The organism is Streptomyces sp. NPDC102274, assembly GCF_044766385.1.
In the GTDB taxonomy this organism is placed as follows: Bacteria; Actinomycetota; Actinomycetes; order Streptomycetales; family Streptomycetaceae; genus Streptomyces.
Genome location: NZ_JBIWLW010000070.1, coordinates 1 through 17,992, shown reverse-complemented (window position 1 = coordinate 17,992; position 17,992 = coordinate 1). Strand labels below are relative to the sequence as shown.

The 17,992-nt window shown below is 68.3% G+C and carries 17 protein-coding genes and 5 pseudogenes; 14 read left to right on the top strand and 8 right to left on the bottom strand.

Annotated elements, in window-relative coordinates:
* Window positions 1-184: 184 nt before the first annotated feature.
* From ACIRQP_RS40745 to ACIRQP_RS40730, 4 genes and pseudogenes are all read right to left on the bottom strand, one after another.
* Entirely contained in the window at window positions 185-322 is a 138-nt protein-coding gene (locus tag ACIRQP_RS40745; RefSeq protein ID WP_403900288.1) for a hypothetical protein, read from the bottom strand.
* Between the two features lie 251 nt (window positions 323-573).
* Window positions 574-701 (bottom strand): annotated as a pseudogene (locus ACIRQP_RS40740) (IS701 family transposase); the annotation flags it as partial.
* 188 nt (window positions 702-889) lie between these two features.
* Window positions 890-1,267, bottom strand: coding sequence for a hypothetical protein (locus ACIRQP_RS40735; RefSeq protein ID WP_403900286.1), 378 nt, complete (start codon window positions 1,265-1,267; stop codon window positions 890-892).
* A 169-nt stretch (window positions 1,268-1,436) separates the two neighbouring features.
* Complete coding sequence (locus tag ACIRQP_RS40730) at window positions 1,437-2,177, bottom strand: hypothetical protein (protein ID WP_403900294.1); 741 nt, start codon at window positions 2,175-2,177, stop codon at window positions 1,437-1,439.
* On the opposite strand from ACIRQP_RS40730, the gene ACIRQP_RS40725 reads away from it, so the two are divergent.
* The 5 genes and pseudogenes from ACIRQP_RS40725 to ACIRQP_RS40705 all read left to right on the top strand — a co-directional run.
* Window positions 2,094-2,537, top strand: coding sequence for a DNA/RNA non-specific endonuclease (locus ACIRQP_RS40725; protein ID WP_403900292.1), 444 nt, complete (start codon window positions 2,094-2,096; stop codon window positions 2,535-2,537). The genes ACIRQP_RS40730 and ACIRQP_RS40725 overlap by 84 nt on opposite strands.
* A gap of 19 nt (window positions 2,538-2,556) precedes the next feature.
* Window positions 2,557-3,096: an SMI1/KNR4 family protein gene (locus tag ACIRQP_RS40720; protein WP_403900284.1), complete on the top strand. Its 540-nt coding sequence runs from the start codon at window positions 2,557-2,559 to the stop codon at window positions 3,094-3,096.
* Window positions 3,097-3,240: 144 nt separating this feature from the next.
* Window positions 3,241-3,871 (top strand): annotated as a pseudogene (locus ACIRQP_RS40715) (DUF5996 family protein).
* A 271-nt stretch (window positions 3,872-4,142) separates the two neighbouring features.
* Window positions 4,143-6,572, top strand: a complete 2,430-nt coding sequence (locus ACIRQP_RS40710; RefSeq protein ID WP_403900282.1) for a GH92 family glycosyl hydrolase — start codon at window positions 4,143-4,145, stop codon at window positions 6,570-6,572.
* 196 nt (window positions 6,573-6,768) lie between these two features.
* Window positions 6,769-7,365 (top strand): annotated as a pseudogene (locus ACIRQP_RS40705) (molybdopterin-dependent oxidoreductase); the annotation flags it as partial.
* 147 nt (window positions 7,366-7,512) lie between these two features.
* Here ACIRQP_RS40705 and ACIRQP_RS40700 read toward each other — a convergent pair.
* Together ACIRQP_RS40700 and ACIRQP_RS40695 are read right to left on the bottom strand one after the other, a co-directional pair.
* A pseudogene (locus tag ACIRQP_RS40700) lies at window positions 7,513-7,819 on the bottom strand (undecaprenyl-diphosphate phosphatase); the annotation flags it as partial.
* 90 nt (window positions 7,820-7,909) lie between these two features.
* Window positions 7,910-9,121 carry a DedA family protein gene (locus ACIRQP_RS40695; RefSeq protein WP_403900281.1) on the bottom strand — a complete coding sequence of 404 codons (1,212 nt, stop codon included), beginning with the start codon at window positions 9,119-9,121 and terminating at the stop codon, window positions 7,910-7,912.
* A 193-nt stretch (window positions 9,122-9,314) separates the two neighbouring features.
* Here ACIRQP_RS40695 and ACIRQP_RS40690 point away from each other — a divergent pair.
* A pseudogene (locus tag ACIRQP_RS40690) lies at window positions 9,315-9,845 on the top strand (phosphatase PAP2 family protein); the annotation flags it as partial.
* On the opposite strand, the gene ACIRQP_RS40685 reads toward ACIRQP_RS40690, so the two are convergent.
* Window positions 9,729-10,841: a M56 family metallopeptidase gene (locus ACIRQP_RS40685; RefSeq protein WP_403900290.1), complete on the bottom strand. Its 1,113-nt coding sequence runs from the start codon at window positions 10,839-10,841 to the stop codon at window positions 9,729-9,731. The pseudogene ACIRQP_RS40690 and the gene ACIRQP_RS40685 sit on opposite strands and share 117 nt — an antisense overlap.
* 126 nt (window positions 10,842-10,967) lie before the next feature.
* On the bottom strand, window positions 10,968-11,366 hold the full coding sequence (locus ACIRQP_RS40680) for a BlaI/MecI/CopY family transcriptional regulator (RefSeq protein ID WP_403900280.1): 399 nt from the start codon (window positions 11,364-11,366) through the stop codon (window positions 10,968-10,970).
* Window positions 11,367-11,604: 238 nt separating this feature from the next.
* Here ACIRQP_RS40680 and ACIRQP_RS40675 point away from each other — a divergent pair, with 238 nt between their 5' ends.
* The 8 genes from ACIRQP_RS40675 to ACIRQP_RS40640 all read left to right on the top strand — a co-directional run bounded on the left by ACIRQP_RS40675 (window position 11,605) and on the right by ACIRQP_RS40640 (window position 16,968).
* Window positions 11,605-13,029 carry a glycosyltransferase gene (locus ACIRQP_RS40675; RefSeq protein ID WP_403900278.1) on the top strand — a complete coding sequence of 475 codons (1,425 nt, stop codon included), beginning with the start codon at window positions 11,605-11,607 and terminating at the stop codon, window positions 13,027-13,029.
* A complete protein-coding gene (locus ACIRQP_RS40670; protein ID WP_403900276.1) occupies window positions 13,029-13,763 on the top strand; it encodes a polysaccharide deacetylase family protein in 735 nt (244 codons plus the stop codon). Before ACIRQP_RS40675 ends, ACIRQP_RS40670 begins: the two co-directional genes overlap by 1 nt.
* Window positions 13,764-14,516: 753 nt before the next feature.
* Window positions 14,517-15,191, top strand: coding sequence for a nucleoside 2-deoxyribosyltransferase (locus ACIRQP_RS40665; RefSeq protein WP_403900274.1), 675 nt, complete (start codon window positions 14,517-14,519; stop codon window positions 15,189-15,191).
* On the top strand, window positions 15,163-15,438 hold the full coding sequence (locus tag ACIRQP_RS40660) for a hypothetical protein (RefSeq protein ID WP_403900272.1): 276 nt from the start codon (window positions 15,163-15,165) through the stop codon (window positions 15,436-15,438). The genes ACIRQP_RS40665 and ACIRQP_RS40660 overlap by 29 nt, the downstream gene beginning before the upstream one ends.
* Window positions 15,435-15,935: a hypothetical protein gene (locus tag ACIRQP_RS40655; RefSeq protein ID WP_403900270.1), complete on the top strand. Its 501-nt coding sequence runs from the start codon at window positions 15,435-15,437 to the stop codon at window positions 15,933-15,935. The genes ACIRQP_RS40660 and ACIRQP_RS40655 overlap by 4 nt, the downstream gene beginning before the upstream one ends.
* A gap of 89 nt (window positions 15,936-16,024) precedes the next feature.
* Complete coding sequence (locus ACIRQP_RS40650; RefSeq protein ID WP_403900268.1) at window positions 16,025-16,330, top strand: MazG-like family protein; 306 nt, start codon at window positions 16,025-16,027, stop codon at window positions 16,328-16,330.
* A 74-nt stretch (window positions 16,331-16,404) separates the two neighbouring features.
* Entirely contained in the window at window positions 16,405-16,581 is a 177-nt protein-coding gene (locus tag ACIRQP_RS40645) for a hypothetical protein (RefSeq protein WP_403900266.1), read from the top strand.
* Between the two features lie 81 nt (window positions 16,582-16,662).
* Window positions 16,663-16,968 carry a hypothetical protein gene (locus tag ACIRQP_RS40640; protein WP_403900264.1) on the top strand — a complete coding sequence of 102 codons (306 nt, stop codon included), beginning with the start codon at window positions 16,663-16,665 and terminating at the stop codon, window positions 16,966-16,968.
* Window positions 16,969-17,992 lie beyond the last annotated feature (1,024 nt).

Sequence of the window (17,992 nt, the reverse complement as noted above, 5' to 3'; positions counted from 1 at the left end):
GCAGCGACACGCGACGCCCCCGCCCGCGATCACGAGGGACAAACGGGGCGAACCAGCAGCCCAGTCACGCACTCACGACCGCTGACGAATCGAGGGTAACCCTTCCTCGTGTACTGGACCCATCTTCCGGCCGCGATGCTTCTCAATCTTGATCTGGCAACGCTGCATGCCACTCCAGTTCTCCTCAATCCCCGCGCAGTTGCGCCAGCATCTCCTCGACGCCCGAGCGCGCTGCCGGGCCACGGAACTCCCAGGCACGAATCAAGATGTGGTGGCCTTCCAGGAAGTTCTCATAGACCTGGAGATAGAGGGCATCTTGCACGTAGTCGTCCGCATCCTTTGCCAGACCCTACGACCATGAACGCGGCGGCTCGGCGGGTGGTGGTCCCCTTGCCGAGCCGCCGCCCACGCTTCAATCAGTCTCGGACAGTGTTACGCGCAGTTCCCCGCACTCGGGTCGCAGATCCCGGAGCCGCCCTCGTCGGGGAAGAAGGACTCGGGTTGCGAGTCGGAGACGCCAAGGGGTCGACGACGTGAGCCGTCACGGTGCCCGTGACATCGCCCGACTACGCCGAAGTCTTGCGCTCTGTCCGGCGTCGCATGCCCGACATGCTCGGCGATCTGCCAGCCGTTCTTGCGCTCGACCGGCTCGATCAGCGCCTCATGTACGCCATCGCCATCCAACGCGGCTCCGCCCGCCCGAGGACCCGCCAACGAAGCGAAGAAGTCATCGAACCAACCCGTTCAGACCCGTACCACCCGCTCCGTGCCCACAACCCGGCCAACGCCTCACCCACCGACCAGGCACGGACACGAACCACGGCTTGTAGTACCGGCAGCCCGAAACGGCCCGCCAGATCAACTGACGAGCCGCCGCGAAAGATCGGGATCAGTGACCGAGACCACTCAGGTACGGGCGCAGGATGCTCCTCGCATCCGAGGAGATCCGGTCGAGGTCGAGCGTGTCTGCGGCGATGGCGAGCGCTTCCTCTCCCATCTCCGGGAAGGATGCCACCAGTAGTCGCTCGTCATCGAAGAGTGGCTCGATCACCTGGAACGCGGCTGCGGACCGAATGGACGCATCAGGACTTGTCAACAAGATCTCGACGAAACGAAAACACCGCGTGAGCACGCCGTCGTCCGCACCGTGCGTCTGCGCGGAATTGAGCAGTGGAACGAGGAACCCGTCGGTGAAGACGTCCTTGAGGAAGTCGTACAGGTCCAGGTCCGCCGCGGCCTCGGCCTGCTCCTTGACCTCCGGGACCACATGACCGAGCAGGGCAGGAACAGCTGCTCGAGATTGTACTTCCATTGCTCGTCTGCTCCCTCTTCATTCTTTTCGTTCTCATCGTTGAAGAGAACACGCTAGACGTTGGGGCCCGGCTCCCGACGGAAGTGGGCCCCAACGCAATAATCCACTACGGGGCAACTGAACTTCAGGCGACCTGAGGTGCCGGGGGGTCCAGGAGGTGATGGGCGCCCAGCGGGTCGATACTGTCCTTCAGCATCTCCGTGAGGCCGTCCTTCACACCGTATTCCCTGATGTATCCGGGGGCCTGGCCGACGGTTGCGAGCCCTCCGGCGATGCCGAACGTCTTGTAGAAGCCCTTGACCCTCGTTGGGGCACCGTCGGGTACCGGGCGCCCACTGTACTTGTCACGTGTGAAGGTGGCCCCTGTCAGATCGCTCAGCGAGGATGCCTTGAAGACCGTGTCACGGTTCTTCGTCAAGGTCCGCTTCAGCGCCTCGTTGTTGTTGACCATGGAGGTCATCTTCCCGGTGACATCCACCGAGTTCAGCGCGTTGTAGAGGTCGGCAGATTCTTGACGGGCGATCTTCAGATCGGAGTCCGAAAGAATCGCGTTGCCCTTCTCGCGCGCTACCCGGTCTTTCTCCAGAAGAGAGGCGAGGCCGGACAGTTTGCTTGATGCCCTTTCTATGTGGTAGCCCTTTCCTGTCTTCACTTCATTTCCGGTGTTGAATTCTTGGGTGAGTGCGGTCGCCGTACGACCGTCACCGAAACCGCCCTTCTCCGAATCGCGGAGGTGGAGCTCCTTGATGATCTTGTCGAGGTCCTTGTTCTCGACCTTCGGCTGACTCGCCCTGGGCTTGCCCGCGCCAGGGTTGGGGTTCGGGGCGCACAGGAAGAGGCAGGCCGTGCCGCCTGTTCCGCACACGGCCTTGACACACCCGACCCCGGCGTCGACCCGGCCGGATGGGAGAGCAACAAGGGATACAACCGGGCCCATCTTCTGGGCGCGCAGATCGGCGGATCCAACAAGGACCCGCGGAACTTCGTCACCATGCACGCCTACGCCAACAGCCCCATAATGAGGCGCTATGAGGGCCAGTTACGCAAGGCCGTGGACAACGGCGAGGTGATTGAATACTCCGCCACCCCCGTGTACAAGGGTGACAGCGTCATCCCCGAAGGCGTCTGGCTGGAGGCACAGGGCTCCGACGGATTCCAATTCATGCCCAAGGGCGCGACCACCGGCACCAACCGGATCTACATCCCCAACGAACCCAGGAATTGAAACAAAGAGGGCAGGCCCAGTGAACGAGCACGTACGTCGTCTGATCGACGTGCTGGAGACAGATGCTACGGCCGCACAGCAGCAGGACTGGTCCGGCATCGAGTCGGAACTCCAGGTCCGACTCCCGGACGACTACAAGGAATTCATTGAGCGAGTAGGCGGCGGGTGGGTCGACGGCTACCTGTACATCCTCGCGCCGTCCTCTCCGAACCAGCACTACGATCTCGCCAAGTCGTCCGCCGAGCGCGAAGAGGCTCACGAGGACATCTTCGACGTCGAGGACAAACCCGCCCAGCTCGATCCGGCGGGAAGCCGCATCGTCCCATGGGGCACCACCGACAACGGAGAGTGGCTCTCCTGGCGGATCCTTCCTGGACAAGAACCCACCGAGTTCGCCGTACTGATCAACGAAGCACGCGGTGACCGCCGGGAGTTCCACGAACTGGGATTCGCCGAATACCTGAGTGCGGTACTGCTGAGAGAGATCCAGTCAGATATCCTCTCATCGGCGTTTCCCTGCAGCCCGCATGACTTCCGTAAGTTCACGTACACCCCCTAGCCTCAATACCGGCGACTTTGCTGGTGCTGGCTCCTTGAGTGGGTGTGCCAAGGCCAGGTCAGTTGAAGGTGGTTGAGGGTGATCGGTTTTCGGATCGTATTGCTCTGGGAGTTCTCACGCGTGTGTTTCCGCCTCAACTGGTGGATGAGGTCGTGGTGGAATGCGGACGCACGGAGGAACGTCGTCGCCGCCGCGTTCTATGCCGCGTTCTGCCGTGCGGCAGCCGAACTCGGCCTGCCTCGACCGGGCAGCACGGTGATCTGCGAAATCGCGGATGCCCCAGCGGGCTTCGACGCCGATCGTGTCGAGCGCTCGTGGGATCACGACGCGGCCGAGTTGATCTGGGCGGGGTTCGACCTCGCAGCGGGCGCGCTGGAGACCTGGCAGGCGCCGTACCGGGGACACCACCCTCGGGTCGGTGTGATGTGGGGCGGTGTCGACCCTGCCCCCGCCCGACCGTCCGGCGTTCATGCAGAACGGCATGGCCGAGGAGTACGTGTCGGTCGGATTCTCCTTCGGAAATCCCGAGTCGCCGGATCCCGGGATGTACGCCACTATCTGGCCGCAGCCGGACGGCCTGGACGGCAGGTCCTGGGGTGTCGACGGCGCGGCCTGGCATCCCGATGCGGGCCTCGTTCTTCTGCCCTGGGCCGCCTTGCGGAACACGGCTGACCCGCACCAGGCGATCGTGGCGTTCGGCGACGCCGTCTACGACGCCGCCGTCGAGACCGCGGGATGGCCGCCCGGCCTCGTCGGACCCCGCTTCGACGGCTGACACATGAGCAGGACACCACCCGTACGCACACGTGAACGCGCGACCAGCGGCTGAGGGTCGGGAAGCCAGGCCACACTCGGTGATCCGGCTCCGGGCGGATCACGGGGGCCGGATCGAGGAGACGTCGTTCGGCGCCGGGGCCGGGTGCCGCGACGGGGCAAAACCCCCGCCGGGAGGGGCACTGGCTTTCGTCCGGTCTCTTGACTTGGATCACCCCAACTGTAAGATCCGACGTGCCATTGCGACAACGTTGTCAAGCGAGAGGCTCAACATGTCCAGATTCGGCATTCGGCTGCGAACGGTGGTGGGGGCGACCGCCGCGGCGGTCATGGCGGGCATGCTGGGAGTTCCCGCCGCCGGCGCCGCGCCGCATTCGGTCTCGGATCCGACTGTCTACGTCAATCCGCAAGTTGGCAGCACCACTTCGGGAATGACCTTCCCCGGCGCGTCCATGCCGTTCGGCATGGTGCAGAACAGTCCGGACACGAATGTGGGAAACGCCGCCTATAACTACGATGCCACTACTCTGACCGGCTTCAGTCAGGTGCACATCTCCGGTATCGGCTGCCCTGCGGGCAGTTGGATCCGGATCATGCCGACCGTGGGTGCGGTGACCGACACATCCCTCTCGGCGAACATGTCTGAATTCAGTCACGACACCGAGGTGTCGAGGCCCGGTTACTACGGCGTGACGCTGGAAAAGCACAACATACGTGCCGAGTTGACATCGACCACTCGTACGGGCGTGGACCGGTTCACGTACGCGCACGGCGAGTCGGACCGCAAACTGATCGTCAATGTCACGGACGTCTGGGGGCAGACGTTCGCCAGCGATGTGAAGGTCGTCGGCGACAAGATCCAAGGGTCGGTGACGAGCGGCTCCTTCTGCGGGCCCAACCGGCCGAGCCGTTACACCCTGCACTTCAGCATGACGCTCTCCGAGCCGATCGCCGGGGTCGCCACCTGGAACCGCGGCGAGAAGGTGCCCGTCGCCGGGCGAACCGCCGCCACGGGCGGCGCCGTCATCTCCCTCGCACCCGGCGGGAAGGCCCCGGTCGTCACCCACACCGGCATCTCCTACACCTCGGTCGAGGGCGCGGAGAAGAACCGCGTCGCGGAGCTGTCCAAGGGCTCGGGGTCCCGGGGGAAGCTGAAGTCCTTCGACACGGTGCGCGACGACGCGCACGCGGCGTGGAAGAAGCAGCTCCGGAGCGTCCGGGTGACCAGTGATTCGACCGACGACCTGAAGACCTTCTACACCGAGCTGTACCACAGCTTGCTGCACCCGTCGGTCGCACAGGACGTGGACGGCACCTATCAGGGGTTCGACGGCAAACCGCACAAGGTCGCACCGGGTGACGACTATTACCAGATGCTGTCGATGTGGGACACGTACCGATCCCAGAACCAGTTGATCGCGCTTCTCGAACCGAAACGCGCGACCGATATCGCCCGTTCGATTCTGGCGATCTATGAACAGGGCGGCTGGGTGCCCCGGTGGTCGCTGGGCCAGGCCGAGACGAATGCCACCAGCGGTGATCCCGTAACGCCCTTCATCGTCACCCTTTATTCGCGCGGTCTGCTCGATGAAGAACTCTCGGCCAAGCTTTTCTCCGCGCTGTGGAAGAACGTCAACGAGGTCCCGCCGCCGGCGACCAACATCAAGGCCCGTGAGTTCAATCCGGAGTATCTGTCCAAGGGATTCATTCCGGCCGAGCGCAGTCCGGGTGAAGCCGCTTCCATCGGTCTCGAATACTCGCTGGCGGACTGTGCGCTCGGCACGATGGCCATCGGTCTCGGAAAGGTCGCGGAGGCGGACGTCCTCCGGCCGCGCTGCGACGAGTTCGAACACATCTGGAATCCGGACATCGAGTCCAAGGGCTATACCGGATTCCCCCATATCCGCGCCGCTGACGGAAGTTTCGTACCGACCGACGCGGTGGTGAACGGCAAGGGCTTCAAGGAAGGCACTGCCTGGCAGTACCAGTGGCTCGGCCAGCAGGACCCCGAGGCGCTCTTCGCGCTGATGGGCGGCGCCGACGAGGCCGAGAAGCGGCTCGATACGTTCTTCACCTTCCCGGCGGTCCTCGACGACGTCACCACGGCGGCGTCGAAGCACTGGGTGACAGGACCGATCGACTACAACGGCCACTTCGAGTTCAACCCGAACAACGAGCCCGACTTCCACGCCCCGTGGATGTACGCGTGGACGGACAGCCCGTGGAAGACCTCCGCGGTGACACGCGCGCAGCGCGCCCTCTACACGGACACGTACAACGGTGTTCCCGGCAACGACGACCTCGGCGCCAGCTCGGCCATGGGCGCGTTCGCGATGCTGGGCCTCTTCGAGGCGCAGCCCGGCACGGGCAACTACATCTTCTCCGCGCCGATGTTCCCGAAGGCCGTGATCACACAGTCCGATGGCACGAAGCTCACGCTCAACGCCCCGGGGGCGAAGGCATCGGTCAACCAGTACATCGACAAGCTGACCGTCGGCGGTAGGAAGACCGGCCGCAGCTGGATCTCGCACCACGACCTGCTCGCCGCAGGCACGGTCGACTTCAAGCTCACCACGGACGCGGCGTCGTCCAGCTGGGGGCTCGGCGCCGAGAACCAGCCGCCCGCCATGCTGGGGGCCAAGGAGATCCCGGCCGCCATGTCACCGGCGAAGCCGAAGGCGTCGGCGGAGTCCGGGACGTAGGACAAGGCGTCACAGGCGCTGACGTCGAACGCGCCGAAGGAAGCGGCCCTGGCCTGATCGTTCGATCCGGCCAGGGCCGTTTTTGCCTGGCGGCGGCCCCGTTCGCGGGTATGCACCGCGCCGTGGGACGTTTACGTCGTTTCCACAGTTCATCGGCCGAAATGTCACCCCGGGGGATTCCAAGCATAATCATTGAATGAACATATGGGGCAAGCAGGACAATATCGTCGCGCATGAGACTGACCCGTACAACGCCGAACCGCCTCCTGGCGCGCTCGCCGGTCAGATCCTCACCCCTCTGGACACGTTCTACGGCGTAACCACGGGCCGATCCCCCAGATGGACCCGGCGGGCTGGCGGCTTCGGCTGGACGGTCTGGTCGACCACACGCTGGAGCTGTCGCTGGAACGACCTGCGGCAACGCTTCCCCGAGCGACAGGTGGTGGCGACGCCGCAGTGCGCGGGCAACCGCCGCGCCGAGCTCATGGAGTTCCGCGACATACCGGGCGAGATCCCTTGGGGCCCCGGAGCCACCTCCACGGCATGCTGGGGCGGAGTGAGGCTGGCAGATGTACTGGCCGAGGCGGGACTACGGGCGGAGGCGGCCCACATCGCCTTCGCCTGCACCGACATGTCGCAGGAGGCCGACCTGCCGGGGCCCTGCGGCGGCTCCGTCCCCGCGTCGAAGGCAACCTCCGGCGAAGTGCTTCTGGCCTGGGCGGTCGACGGCCAGGATCTGTCTGTCGCGCACGGCGCCCCGCTGCGCGTGGTCGTGCCGAGCTGGATCGGGGCCCGTAGCGTAAAAGGCTCCAGAGCGTTACCGCACAGGCCCATCCGTCCGACAACTACTTCCAAACCGCCTACAGCGTTCTGCCTGCATGTCCACTACGGCTACCGCGTCTACGTCGCACTTCAGGCGTTCAGTACGCCGGTGGTGAGCAGCCGCGTACGTGACCACGAACGAGACGGCAGTACCCACGGCCACCGGCGTGACGCCCATGCCGGGTGTCGAGTGCATCCTTCAGCTCGTACAGGCCCGCCCCCGTCAGGGCCGGGATCCCGAGGAAGAAGGAGAGCCGGATGGCCGCGACCCGGTCGAGGTCGCGGATGAGGGCGGTGGAGATCGTGGCGCCGGAGCGGGAGAAGCCCCGGAAGAGCAGCGCGAGGATCTGCGAGCAGCCGACGATCATCGCGTCCGTGAAGGTGGCGTCGTCCTCGCCGCGCTCGTGGCGGCCCATCTGGGGTGCTTGGCGGTGGCCTCGGCGAACGCCTCGATGGGCGGGTCGAACCGTTTGGCCCGAACCAGGCGCACGGCCGCCGCATTGCCCCGAGGGCGATCACGCCACTCCACGCCGCCACCTGCTGGTGCGCTGTCGGGCCGCCCACGACCTGCACCTCCTGCTGAAGGTTGTCGGCGCCCGGTGACACACCGACCCTGCTACTACATGCTGTAGAAACAGGGGGGCATCCCAACCGCCTCCATGCGACGCTTGACGGGGGATCACTCGGTGGGAACAACCAGCCATGCGGCCGTGACAGCGATCGCCGTCAACCCGATGAACAGCACCTCGGCGCTGGCGGCCTTCGGTGCGCTGGGTGTCCTTGTGGTGACCTTCGCGGAGTCCGGCCTGCTGGTGGTCGGCTTCTTCCTCCCCGGCGACCCGGCGACGTCCCGGCCGGACTGCTGTGCGCGGGGAGCGGTCGCCAGGCGCCGCGATTGGAGTTGTGGCAGGTGCTGCTGTGCGCCATCGTCGGAGCCCCGGCCGGGGCGCAGGTGGGGTTCCTGCTCGGGCGTCGCGGCGGGCGGGCGCTGCTGGCTCGCACTTCGAACCCTCTGCTGCTGGTCGGCGTGATCGTGGTGGTCTCGCTGCTGCCGTTGGTGGCGGAGATATGGCGTACCCGGAGCGGTCGGCGGTCGTCCTCGCGGCCGTCCTGACCGCTTGTGGGGGTGTCGACCCCGCCGGCCGCACATGCCACACGGCCGCCGCGGCCGCGACGACGACGGCCAGCACCACGGCGACGCCCCGGCCGACCAGCCCCTCGATGCGGGTGTAGGCGGTGCCCGCGAAGTAGCCGAGCAGGGTGAAGCTGACACCCCAGGCCAGCCCGCCGAGGGCGTTGAAGAGTAGGAAACGGCGATACGGCATGCGGGAGACGCTGGCCGGCGCGGGCATCATGGCGCGGAAAAACGCGAAGAAGCGGCCGAAGAAGACCGCCACGGGGCCGCGGCGGCGGATCAGCGCCTTCGCCCTGCCGGCACGCGCGACATGGCGGCGCAGCGGGCGGGTGCCCAGGATCCGCGGCCCGAGATGGCGCCCGACCTCGTAGCCGACGCTATCGCCACCGATCGCGGCAACGACGACGGCCAGTGCGAGCCACCAAACCTCGACCTTGCCCTGACTGGCCAGGACCCCGCCGATCACCACGGCGGTCTCGCCGGGCAGTACGAAGCCGAAGAACAGGGCGTCCTCGGCGAAGACCAGGGCCGCCACGACCGCGTAGACCACCGGGCCGGACAGCCCGCCGAGCCAGTCGGTGATGGCATTCATCCGCCTGACCTCCTCCGTCCCGCCGGGTCCCGGTCTCGGCCGCCGAGCGAGGAACAGATGCGGGCGGCACCAGTAACTCTACAAGATGTAGTAGATTCAACGGAGGCCGCTGAACCGCCACCCGGGCGCCACCTGTACGTCGCCCAGCGGCTATGTGCGGTCTTTGCCGACCACAAGAAAGGGATCTCCCCTCATGCCTCATGTGCGCAGATGGCTGCCCTTGTCCGTTGTGGTGTTCCTGGCCGCGATCAGTCTTGGGCTTGTCGCCGCCCACACCGCGCTGATCCCGCCGTACGACCTCGCCATGGATCGCGCCATCCAGACCGACACACGCACCGGGTGGCTCAACACGGTGATGCTGGGAGTCAGCTACATCGCCTCGCCGGTGGGCGGGCTGGCCATCCTGGCGCTGTGGTGCGGCTGGCTGCTCTTCGTACGGCACCGGCCGGTCCCGGCGGTGTCGACTTTCCTGGTGGTCGCGGTAGGCTGGAACGCCTCCGAGATCGGCAAGCTGCTCGTGGCCCGCAACCGGCCCCCGGCGGTCTACTCCCTGGACCCCGAGATCGGCTCGAACAGCTTTCCCAGCGGCCACGTCGCGTTCACCGTCTCAGCGGTCGCCGCCGCCTACTTCCTGGCCCGCGGCACCCGCTGGCAGCGCCCGGCCGGCGTCGTGGGCGTCGCGGTATTGCTTCTGGTGGCCTTCTCCCGCCTTTATATCGGCGCCCACTACCCCACCGACGTGCTCGGTTCCGTACTCATCAGCGGTGCGGCGATCATCTGCCTGACCGGGGTGTGGCATGTCTGGCTGCTGCCCCGCCTGCACCTGGTGCCCTACCTCACGCGCTTCGGTCCCGTGCCGGGCCCCGCAGTCGCGGCGGCCGACGTGCACCACCACGAGCCCGTCGGTTGACCCGTCGCCCGCCCGGTGAGCGGGCGTGCCGTGCGGGTACATCGCGCCCGCGAACATCGCGTCGGTGTCGACGGCGGCCTCGGCCAGGCTGCCGCAGCACAGGACCAGCAGCAGACCGCCCACGATCAGGGGCAGCCGCCGGGGCCGCCGGGGCGGCGCGAGCAGGGCCTTGACCCGGCGCGGTACCGGCCCGCCGTCCGCAGCCAGGGCTCCCGGGTGGCGGCGGGCACCGGACGTGGCCAGCGCCGCGCGCGCGACGGCGCGGGCGACCACCGTACGGTCGCCCGTCGCGGCGGCAGCCTCTTCGTCCGCCCAGCGTTCCAGGACGAAGGCTCCGGAGGTCGTGAGGGGACGCAGCAGCGGGTTCACGGCGGCCGCGAGGCGCCAGACAGTCTGGTAGGCGTGGTGGCGGTGGCGTAGGTGGGCTCGTTCGTGGGCCAGCAGGGCCTGCCGTTCCGCGCCGCTGAGGGCGCACAGCATGCCGCGGGAGACCACGATCCGGCCCGGGATGCCGGGCAGCGCGTACGCCTCCGGCTGCGGGTCGTCGAGGACGGCGAGCTCACCGCCGGGCAGCCGCGCGCAGTCGCGCCGCGCGAGCAGCAGCGCCCGCACCTGCCTGCGTGCCGTGACGCCCAGCGCGACGGCGCTCCCGGCCAGAGCCAGGCCGCAGATCAAGGCCACGACGGAACGTACGGGGTTCTCGGCCTGAAGCGTTCTGACCGACCAGGGTCCCTGCTCGGCGACCTCGGGTATCTGCCCGACGCCGGTGAACGCCAGCAGCGCCAGCGCCCCCGCCCAGCCGCCGGCCATCACCAGCGCGGCGCAGGTCAGGGCCCAGGCAGCCGGGCGGGGCGGGAGCCGGGGCGCGGCCCAGGGGGCGAGCAGCGCGAGCAGCAGGCTGACTACGAAGGGGATGTACACGCTGACCCGCACCGGTCACAGCTCCTTGTCTTCGCCGTGTTCGCCGAGCAGCCGCTGCAGCAGTCGCTCGTCGTCCGCCGACAGTTCGTCCACGAAGCGGGTCAGCACCGCCTCGCGGTCCGAGCCGTGCTCCAGCAGCGAGCGCATCTGTCCGGCGGTGTGAGTGGCCTCGTCCCGCACCGGCGTGAAGGCGTAGCCGCGCCCCGCCTTCTGTCGGGTCACCAGGCCCTTGTCCAGCAGGCGGGACAGGATCGTCAGCACTGTGGTGTACGCCAGGTCGCCGGGCAGGCGCTCGTTGACCTGGGCCGCCGTCAGCGGTCCGTCCGCCGCCCACAGCGCCGCCAGCACCCCGGTCTCCAGTTCCCCGGGCGCCCGCCTGTGGCCATCCGCTCCGCCTCGGTCTACGTCGCGCATGCCGTCACACGCCTTCCTCGTCCTAGCCCCGATACGCCGCCGGCACCAGGTCCGGTGGCCGCTCCCAACGGCCACCAAATCTACTACGCCCTGTAGAAGAGTGACCGTGTCGGACACCCGGCGAGCTACTACACGTCGCAGAGGCTTACCTACTACATGTTGTAGAGTAACGGCTCGCGTCCCGCGCCGTCCGAGCGCATGTGGTGCGCTCGTCGACGTCCATGGAGGCTGATCGCTCGTGTCGTCCCCCAGCAGTGCGGTCCATCTGGCGTACCCCGGCACTCCCATGGACCTGGCAGCGGCCGGAATCGCCCTCCCCGGGCATCGCCAGCCGAGCCCCGGCGGGCGGATCGTGATCGTCTCCGCGAGCGTCGGGGCCGGGCACGACGGTGCCGCCGCCGAGCTCGCCGCCCGGCTGAATGCCTCCGGTTACACGGTGGACCGGCTCGACTTCCTCGACCTGCTCCCGGCCCGGCTCGGCAAGGCGGTCAGCGACGGCTACCACCGGATGCTGACCCACGCCCCCGGTCTCTACCAGCGGATCTACGCTGCCACCGAGCGCGCCGGAGGCAGCGGCCCGGGGGCGCGGGCCCTGCTGCATAGCGCGGAGGGGCGGACGCTGCGGGCGCTGCCGCCGGACACGCGGGCGGTGGTGTCGACGTACCCCGGCGCAAGCCAGGTCCTCGGGGCGCTGCGCCGCAGAGGCCGCCTGACGGTCCCTGCGATCACATACCTCACCGACTTCTCCGTACACCCCCTGTGGGTGGCGCCGGGCATCGACCTCCACCTGGCCGCCCACGAGATACCCGCCGAACAGGCTCGGGCCTGCGGCGCCGCGAAGACCCTGGCATCCGGCCCGGTCGTGAACGCCCGCTTCTCGCCCGTCGGCGACGTGGAGCGGCGGCTGGCACGCATCCGCTTCGGCCTGCCGCCCACGGCGCCGCTCGCGCTGCTGGTCGCCGGTTCGTGGGGTGTCGGCCCGGTGCAGCAGGTGGCCGCCGAGATCCGTGACTGCGGCGCGGCGGTGCCGGTCGTGGTCTGCGGCCGCAACGAAGCCCTGGCCGAGCGGCTGCGCGAGGCCGGCATCGAGCACGCGTACGGCTGGGTCGAGGACATGCCCGGCCTCATGCACGCGGCCGACGTCCTCGTCCAGAACGCCGGCGGCCTCACCTCCCTGGAGGCCTTCGCCGCGGGCCTGCCGATGGCTAGCTACGGCTGCATACCGGGCCACGGCCAGACCAACGCCGCAGCCCTGCACGACGCGGGCCTCGCCACCTGGATACGCGACCCCGCCGACCTCAAGCAGACCCTGACCGACCTCCTCGACGGCCCCCGCGGCGAGCGGCAACGCGCCGCTGGCCTCGCCCTGTTCGCTGCCGACCCGAACACCGGCCCGGTGGCCGCCATCCTCCGCGCGTGCGGCGCGGGCACCGCTCCGGCGCCCGTACGCCCGCCCGGCCGCCGCAACCACCGGGGCCCGCACCGACTCGCCGTCACCGCCGTCCTGGCCACCGCCCTGTGGGCCGCCGCCGTCGGCACCGGCATCGCCGCCACCCACAGCGGCGGCACCGTACTCCAGGCCATCGACCACGGCCTGGACCACGTCACCCCCGCGTTCCCACCGGACGGCCACCACCACTCCCGGGCGGACGGAGACCGCTGATGTCCACTGCCCGTACGGCCCGCCGCCTCGCCTACGCCGCTCTGCCCGTCCTCGCCGTCGCGTACGCCGCCCCCGTCGTCTCCACCTTCGGGCCGCTGCGCAACCGCCTCATGCCCCGGCTCGCCGGACGCGGCCGGACCGATCACGTGGCCCTGACCTTCGACGACGGCCCCGACCCGCTGTCCACGCCCTTCTTCCTGAGTCTCCTGGACGAGCGCGGTATCCGGGCCACCTTCTTCCTCCTCGGCTCCGCCGCCGGCCGCGACCCGGGCCTGGTGCGGGAGATGGCTGCCGCGGGGCACGAGATCGCCGTCCACGGCTGGGCGCACCGGCCGCTGCTGCTGCGCGGCCCGCGTGCCACGTACGATGACCTCGCCCGCGCCCGCGACACCGTCGCCGACATCACCGGCCGGCCGCCCCGGCTGTTCCGGCCCCCGTACGGCGTGATGACCACCGCCGCCCACCTGACTGCCCACCGCATCGGCCTCACCCCGATGCTGTGGACCTGCTGGGGCGAGGACTGGCAGGCGCGGGCGACCCCCGACACCGTGCACCGCACCGTCGCCGCCGACCTGGACGGTGGCGGCACGATCCTGCTCCACGACTCCGACTGCACCTCGGCCCCCGGCTCTTGGCGCAACACCCTCGGCGCCCTGCCCCGCCTCCTGGACACCTGCGAGCAATCGGGTCTGCGCATCGGGCCGCTGCGCGACCACGGCCTACCGCCCAGATAGCCGAGCCACAACCGACCAACCGACGGGGCTCCCGCCCCCCGGCGGCCTGCCCGGCAGGTCCGCGCGCGCCGAGGTGGGCGAGAAGAAGCGGGCCGCGGCCGGCACAAGCAACGGCCACCACGTTGTTGCCTGTGGGCAGGGCATCACCATAGGCATCAACTTCCATAGCCTTCGTCGCCGGCGCCACTGCCGCCGCCACCGACCAAAACGGACGCCTCGTCCTGGCCGCCGAGGGCCACGGCTGCGTCTTCGGCACGTACGTCGTCGCAGCCAACGAACAGACCACCCCCTACATGACCCATAGCGCCGAATACACCATCCAGGCCACCTGACCCTGCCCAGGTCCCGGCCGCCGCGGTTACCGCCTGACGGCGGCAGCCGGGTGCTGTCAGCCAGGCGTGGCCGCGTGTGGAGACTCCATCGGTGCCCACGAGCTTCGGCTGACACCGAACCGGCACTGCACCGGACTGCCTGCGGATACTCTTTCCACGGCGCCAGCTTGGGGTTTACGCAAAGGCGGCCGGATCTTGCAGTCAGAACCGAAATTAAGAGGCTGTTGGCGGTCCTTCGTTGCTTGCGCAACGGGACTTGAGGGTGTGCCCACGAGTGGGCACATGTCCCTGGCGGGCTCGGATCGAGGGGGATGTAGCCGGACCGAGAAGGATGCAAAAGTCCGATCCCCGCGCCTCGCCGCGCCTGACCACCGATTTGGGGGGCCTCTCCCGGTGTCCGTCTACATAGCCCACCGGCTCTTTGCCGCACGACCGCGCTCTTGCCGCCGGCCTCGCCCAGCGACTCGCCGCGAAGGTCGGTCCCGAGCGCGTCTTCCTGCCGTTCTGCGACACCGACGAGGAGGATCTGGTCGCCGAGGTCAAGGGGCGCCGCCTGTTCGAGCTTGACCGCGACCGTCTCGGCCGTCTCGACGCCATGGTCGCCGTCCTGCACGGCCCCAGCCTCGACGACGGGGTCTGCATGGAGATCGGATACGCCGCTGCCGCCGGCATCCCGGTCATCGTGCTCACCACCGACTTCCAGACGTACTCCTTGACCGAGTCCGGCCCCGGCCTCGAATTCCCCGACCCTCTCCTTCAAGCCGTGGCCACCCGCATCGTCCGCGTCGCCCGGCTCGGCGCACCGGCCCTGCCATCGGCTCCAGTCCATTCCCGGTTCACGGGCTTCCGATCGCGCAACGCGCCCAGACCAGTACAGCCCTCGACGCAGCCGTCGAAACGCTGCTCGACCTGCCGGATCGAGTTCCCCAGCTCGGGGGCAGCCTGCGGTCATCGGTGCACCGGTCTATGTCGAGGCGTCGCCGTACAGGGCATGGGGCCGAGATCATCTGGCGAAAGCCTGCGTGGATGCCGGCCACACAGTGGTCGTGCCACAACGGTTCGCGGCTGTGGACCCGGTAGCGGGGGCCCTGGCTGACCTGACCGCGGTGTGCTCGGCTGCCAGGCTTCTGGCCGACGTCTCCGGGCCGGAGACACCGTCGGGAGCTGCTCTGCTGATCGGCGCGGCTGCCGCCAGGGGTGTGCGCATCGCGGCTTTCCAGCCGCGACCGTCGTTCACGCACGCCCACGGCAGGGAGCCCAACTGGCGGAATCTCATGATCCAGTACGCCGCCGAGGCCCACCTCGACCATGGCGAGGCCGTCTCGTCCTGGCTGGCGGCATGAACTTCGACGAGATCGCCGGCGAGTACCAGACGCTGATCCTCGAAGGCTGCGACGGAGTCGGCAAAAGCACGCTCACCGAACGGTTATCGACGCACCACGGCTTCGCTGTGGTGCACTCTCCCAGGACGCCGGACCACCTCGACCTGGCCAGCCGCTACAGAAGCATCCTCGCCGGGACCGGACGCATCCTCTTCGACCGGCGCTTCACCAGCGAACTGGTCTACGGTCCACTGCACCGGGGCCAACCCCGGATCAACTGGAGCCAGGCCATCGATCTCGCAGAAAGCGTGATCGAGCGTTCCGGCGTGCTCGTCCACCTCACCGCGCCTCCGGCCGTCATCCGTCGGCGGCTCCTCTCGCGTGACGGCGAGGCTGTCAGTCAGGAGGAGGTCTCGGCCCTGGTGAACGGCGACGAGCGGGTTTTCTCGACGCTCGCGGACTACACCCACGTACTCACCCTCGACACCACAACCCTCGAACTCCCTTCGACAGGGTGACGGCCTGACGAAGCCGGCGCGCCGGCACACCGCTCCCGCTAGGCTTCGGGAGCACCTGCCGCACCTGCCGCACCGCCGCCGGAGGAGTCTTGGAGATCGGATCCGCCCAGAAGCTCGCCCGGGAAAACAAGAACCTCAAGGGGTTCAACACCACGGACGTGGCCTCGGAGTTCGGCCTTCTCACCGCCGAGGTCGGCGAAGCCTTCACCGCCTGGCGCAAAGGTCTGCCCGACCTTGGTGAGGAGCTGGCCGACGTGTTCCTTTATCTGACGGCGCTGGCCGAGATGAACGGCGTGGACCTCGACTCCGAAGTCGCCCGGAAGATCGAGAAGAACACGCGACGTACGTACGCGCGCAACGAGCACGGAGCGCAGATCCGAACGAGCGACTCGTAAGCCTCCCACTGGTCCAGAGCTCCCAGCGTGAACCCCAACAGCGACGGGCCCCCGACAGGTGCCGGGCCCCTCGTGTGGCCGCGAATCTCGCCGCGACAGGCGGTGGCGTCGAGGTGCTTACCGGTGACGGCGCCCTTGGTGCGCCAGGCGCCGGTAAGTTCCACCGGATCATTTCCACATACGCTGTTGACGAGGTGCTGTGGGCATGGGTGGCACAGACCCGGCCCGGCGGCCGCATCGTGACCCCGTAGGGTCGGCTCGGGCACGTCGCGCTCACAGTCGCTGCGGACGGCCAGTCGGCGCGCGGGTGGGTCCAGGGACTGGCGACGTTCATGCCCGCCCGCGGCGTCTCACAAGGGCTGACGTGGGAGCAGGTCCGCGAGGGGCAACCACTCGCCGCAGAAGAGCCGTTCGGCCGGGTCTTGGCGCAGCTCCACCAAGACGTCAGTCTGTTGTTCGCGCTACGAGTCATTCGCCCTGACATCCGAGTCCACACACTCGCTGCTGACGAGGGCGTGAACGCCTGGGAGTACAACGGCCGTCCTTCGTGGGCAATGATCGAGGTGGACAAGGGCGGCACGGCGACCGCCCGGCACGGCGGCCCGCGCCGACTGGCCGACGAGTTGGACGCAGCCTGACACGAATGGGAGCGGTCTGGGGCCCCAGAACTGTACGACTTCGGGATGACGCGCATCCCCAATGCGCAGTACATCTGGGCGGTCGACCCCGAGACCGGCCCTCGCTGGTCGTGCGGAAGCCAGGTTTCCCAGCCCACTTACGGCTTCCCCCGCGATTGGCCCCTTGCCATGGCTGTGCGTGCTCGGCACCATCGCTGTCATGGCGAAGAGGAGGGGGAAAGCGAAGAAGTCGTTGGCGCCGAATGTCGACGACTCCGGGCCGGCATGCGTGAGTTGTGGACAGCCCCTCCCGCGGCGGGATGCGCAGCAGGGGCTGGGACGCCCTCGGGGTGCGCGGGGGCAGTACTGCTCGCAGCGCTGCCGGCAGGCCGGTCTCATGCGCATGTACTTGGGTCACGGGAGTTCATGGGACTGGCCATGAGGATGGCACTCGGATCAGTTGCGTGACGCTGGAGCGGGAAGCACAAGGCGACGACGGCCGCGCGTTGTGAGGTTGAGCTCACGGACTGCTCGGCGATTGAGGTTGGGGTGTGCTGGTCTTTCTGGTGGGTGTTCAGCAGGCGGTCGCCGGGCCAGGACCAGTTCGGTGCTCGGCTTGTGCCGGGTGGCCCGCTTGGCGGCGCGGTCGGAGACCAGGCCGGCGACGGCCCGGTGGGTCTCGCCGTAGGACTCGCGGCGTCCGGTGTATCGACTGCACCACTGTCTTCCTGTCGTCTGGATCCCAGGCTACGACGTCCGCGCCCAGGTCTCCGGAGCCGCCGACTCGGCGGGCGCGTACGAACCCGTCCCGGGCCAGCATGTGCACCGCGTGGAGATCGATCTGGTCTACACAACATGTCGTGGCGGATTGACGTCCCAGTACTCCGAAACGTGGTCGTCGTCGCCAACGAGACCCGAACTGTGTCCGCCCCGCCGGGAATGAGCAGGGCTGAGGTAACCCCCGGAGTGTGGACACAGGGGTTCATGCTGCGAGTGAGGGTTTAGCTGTCCTGTGGTGCTGCTGTTCGAACTCCGGCGGGGAGAG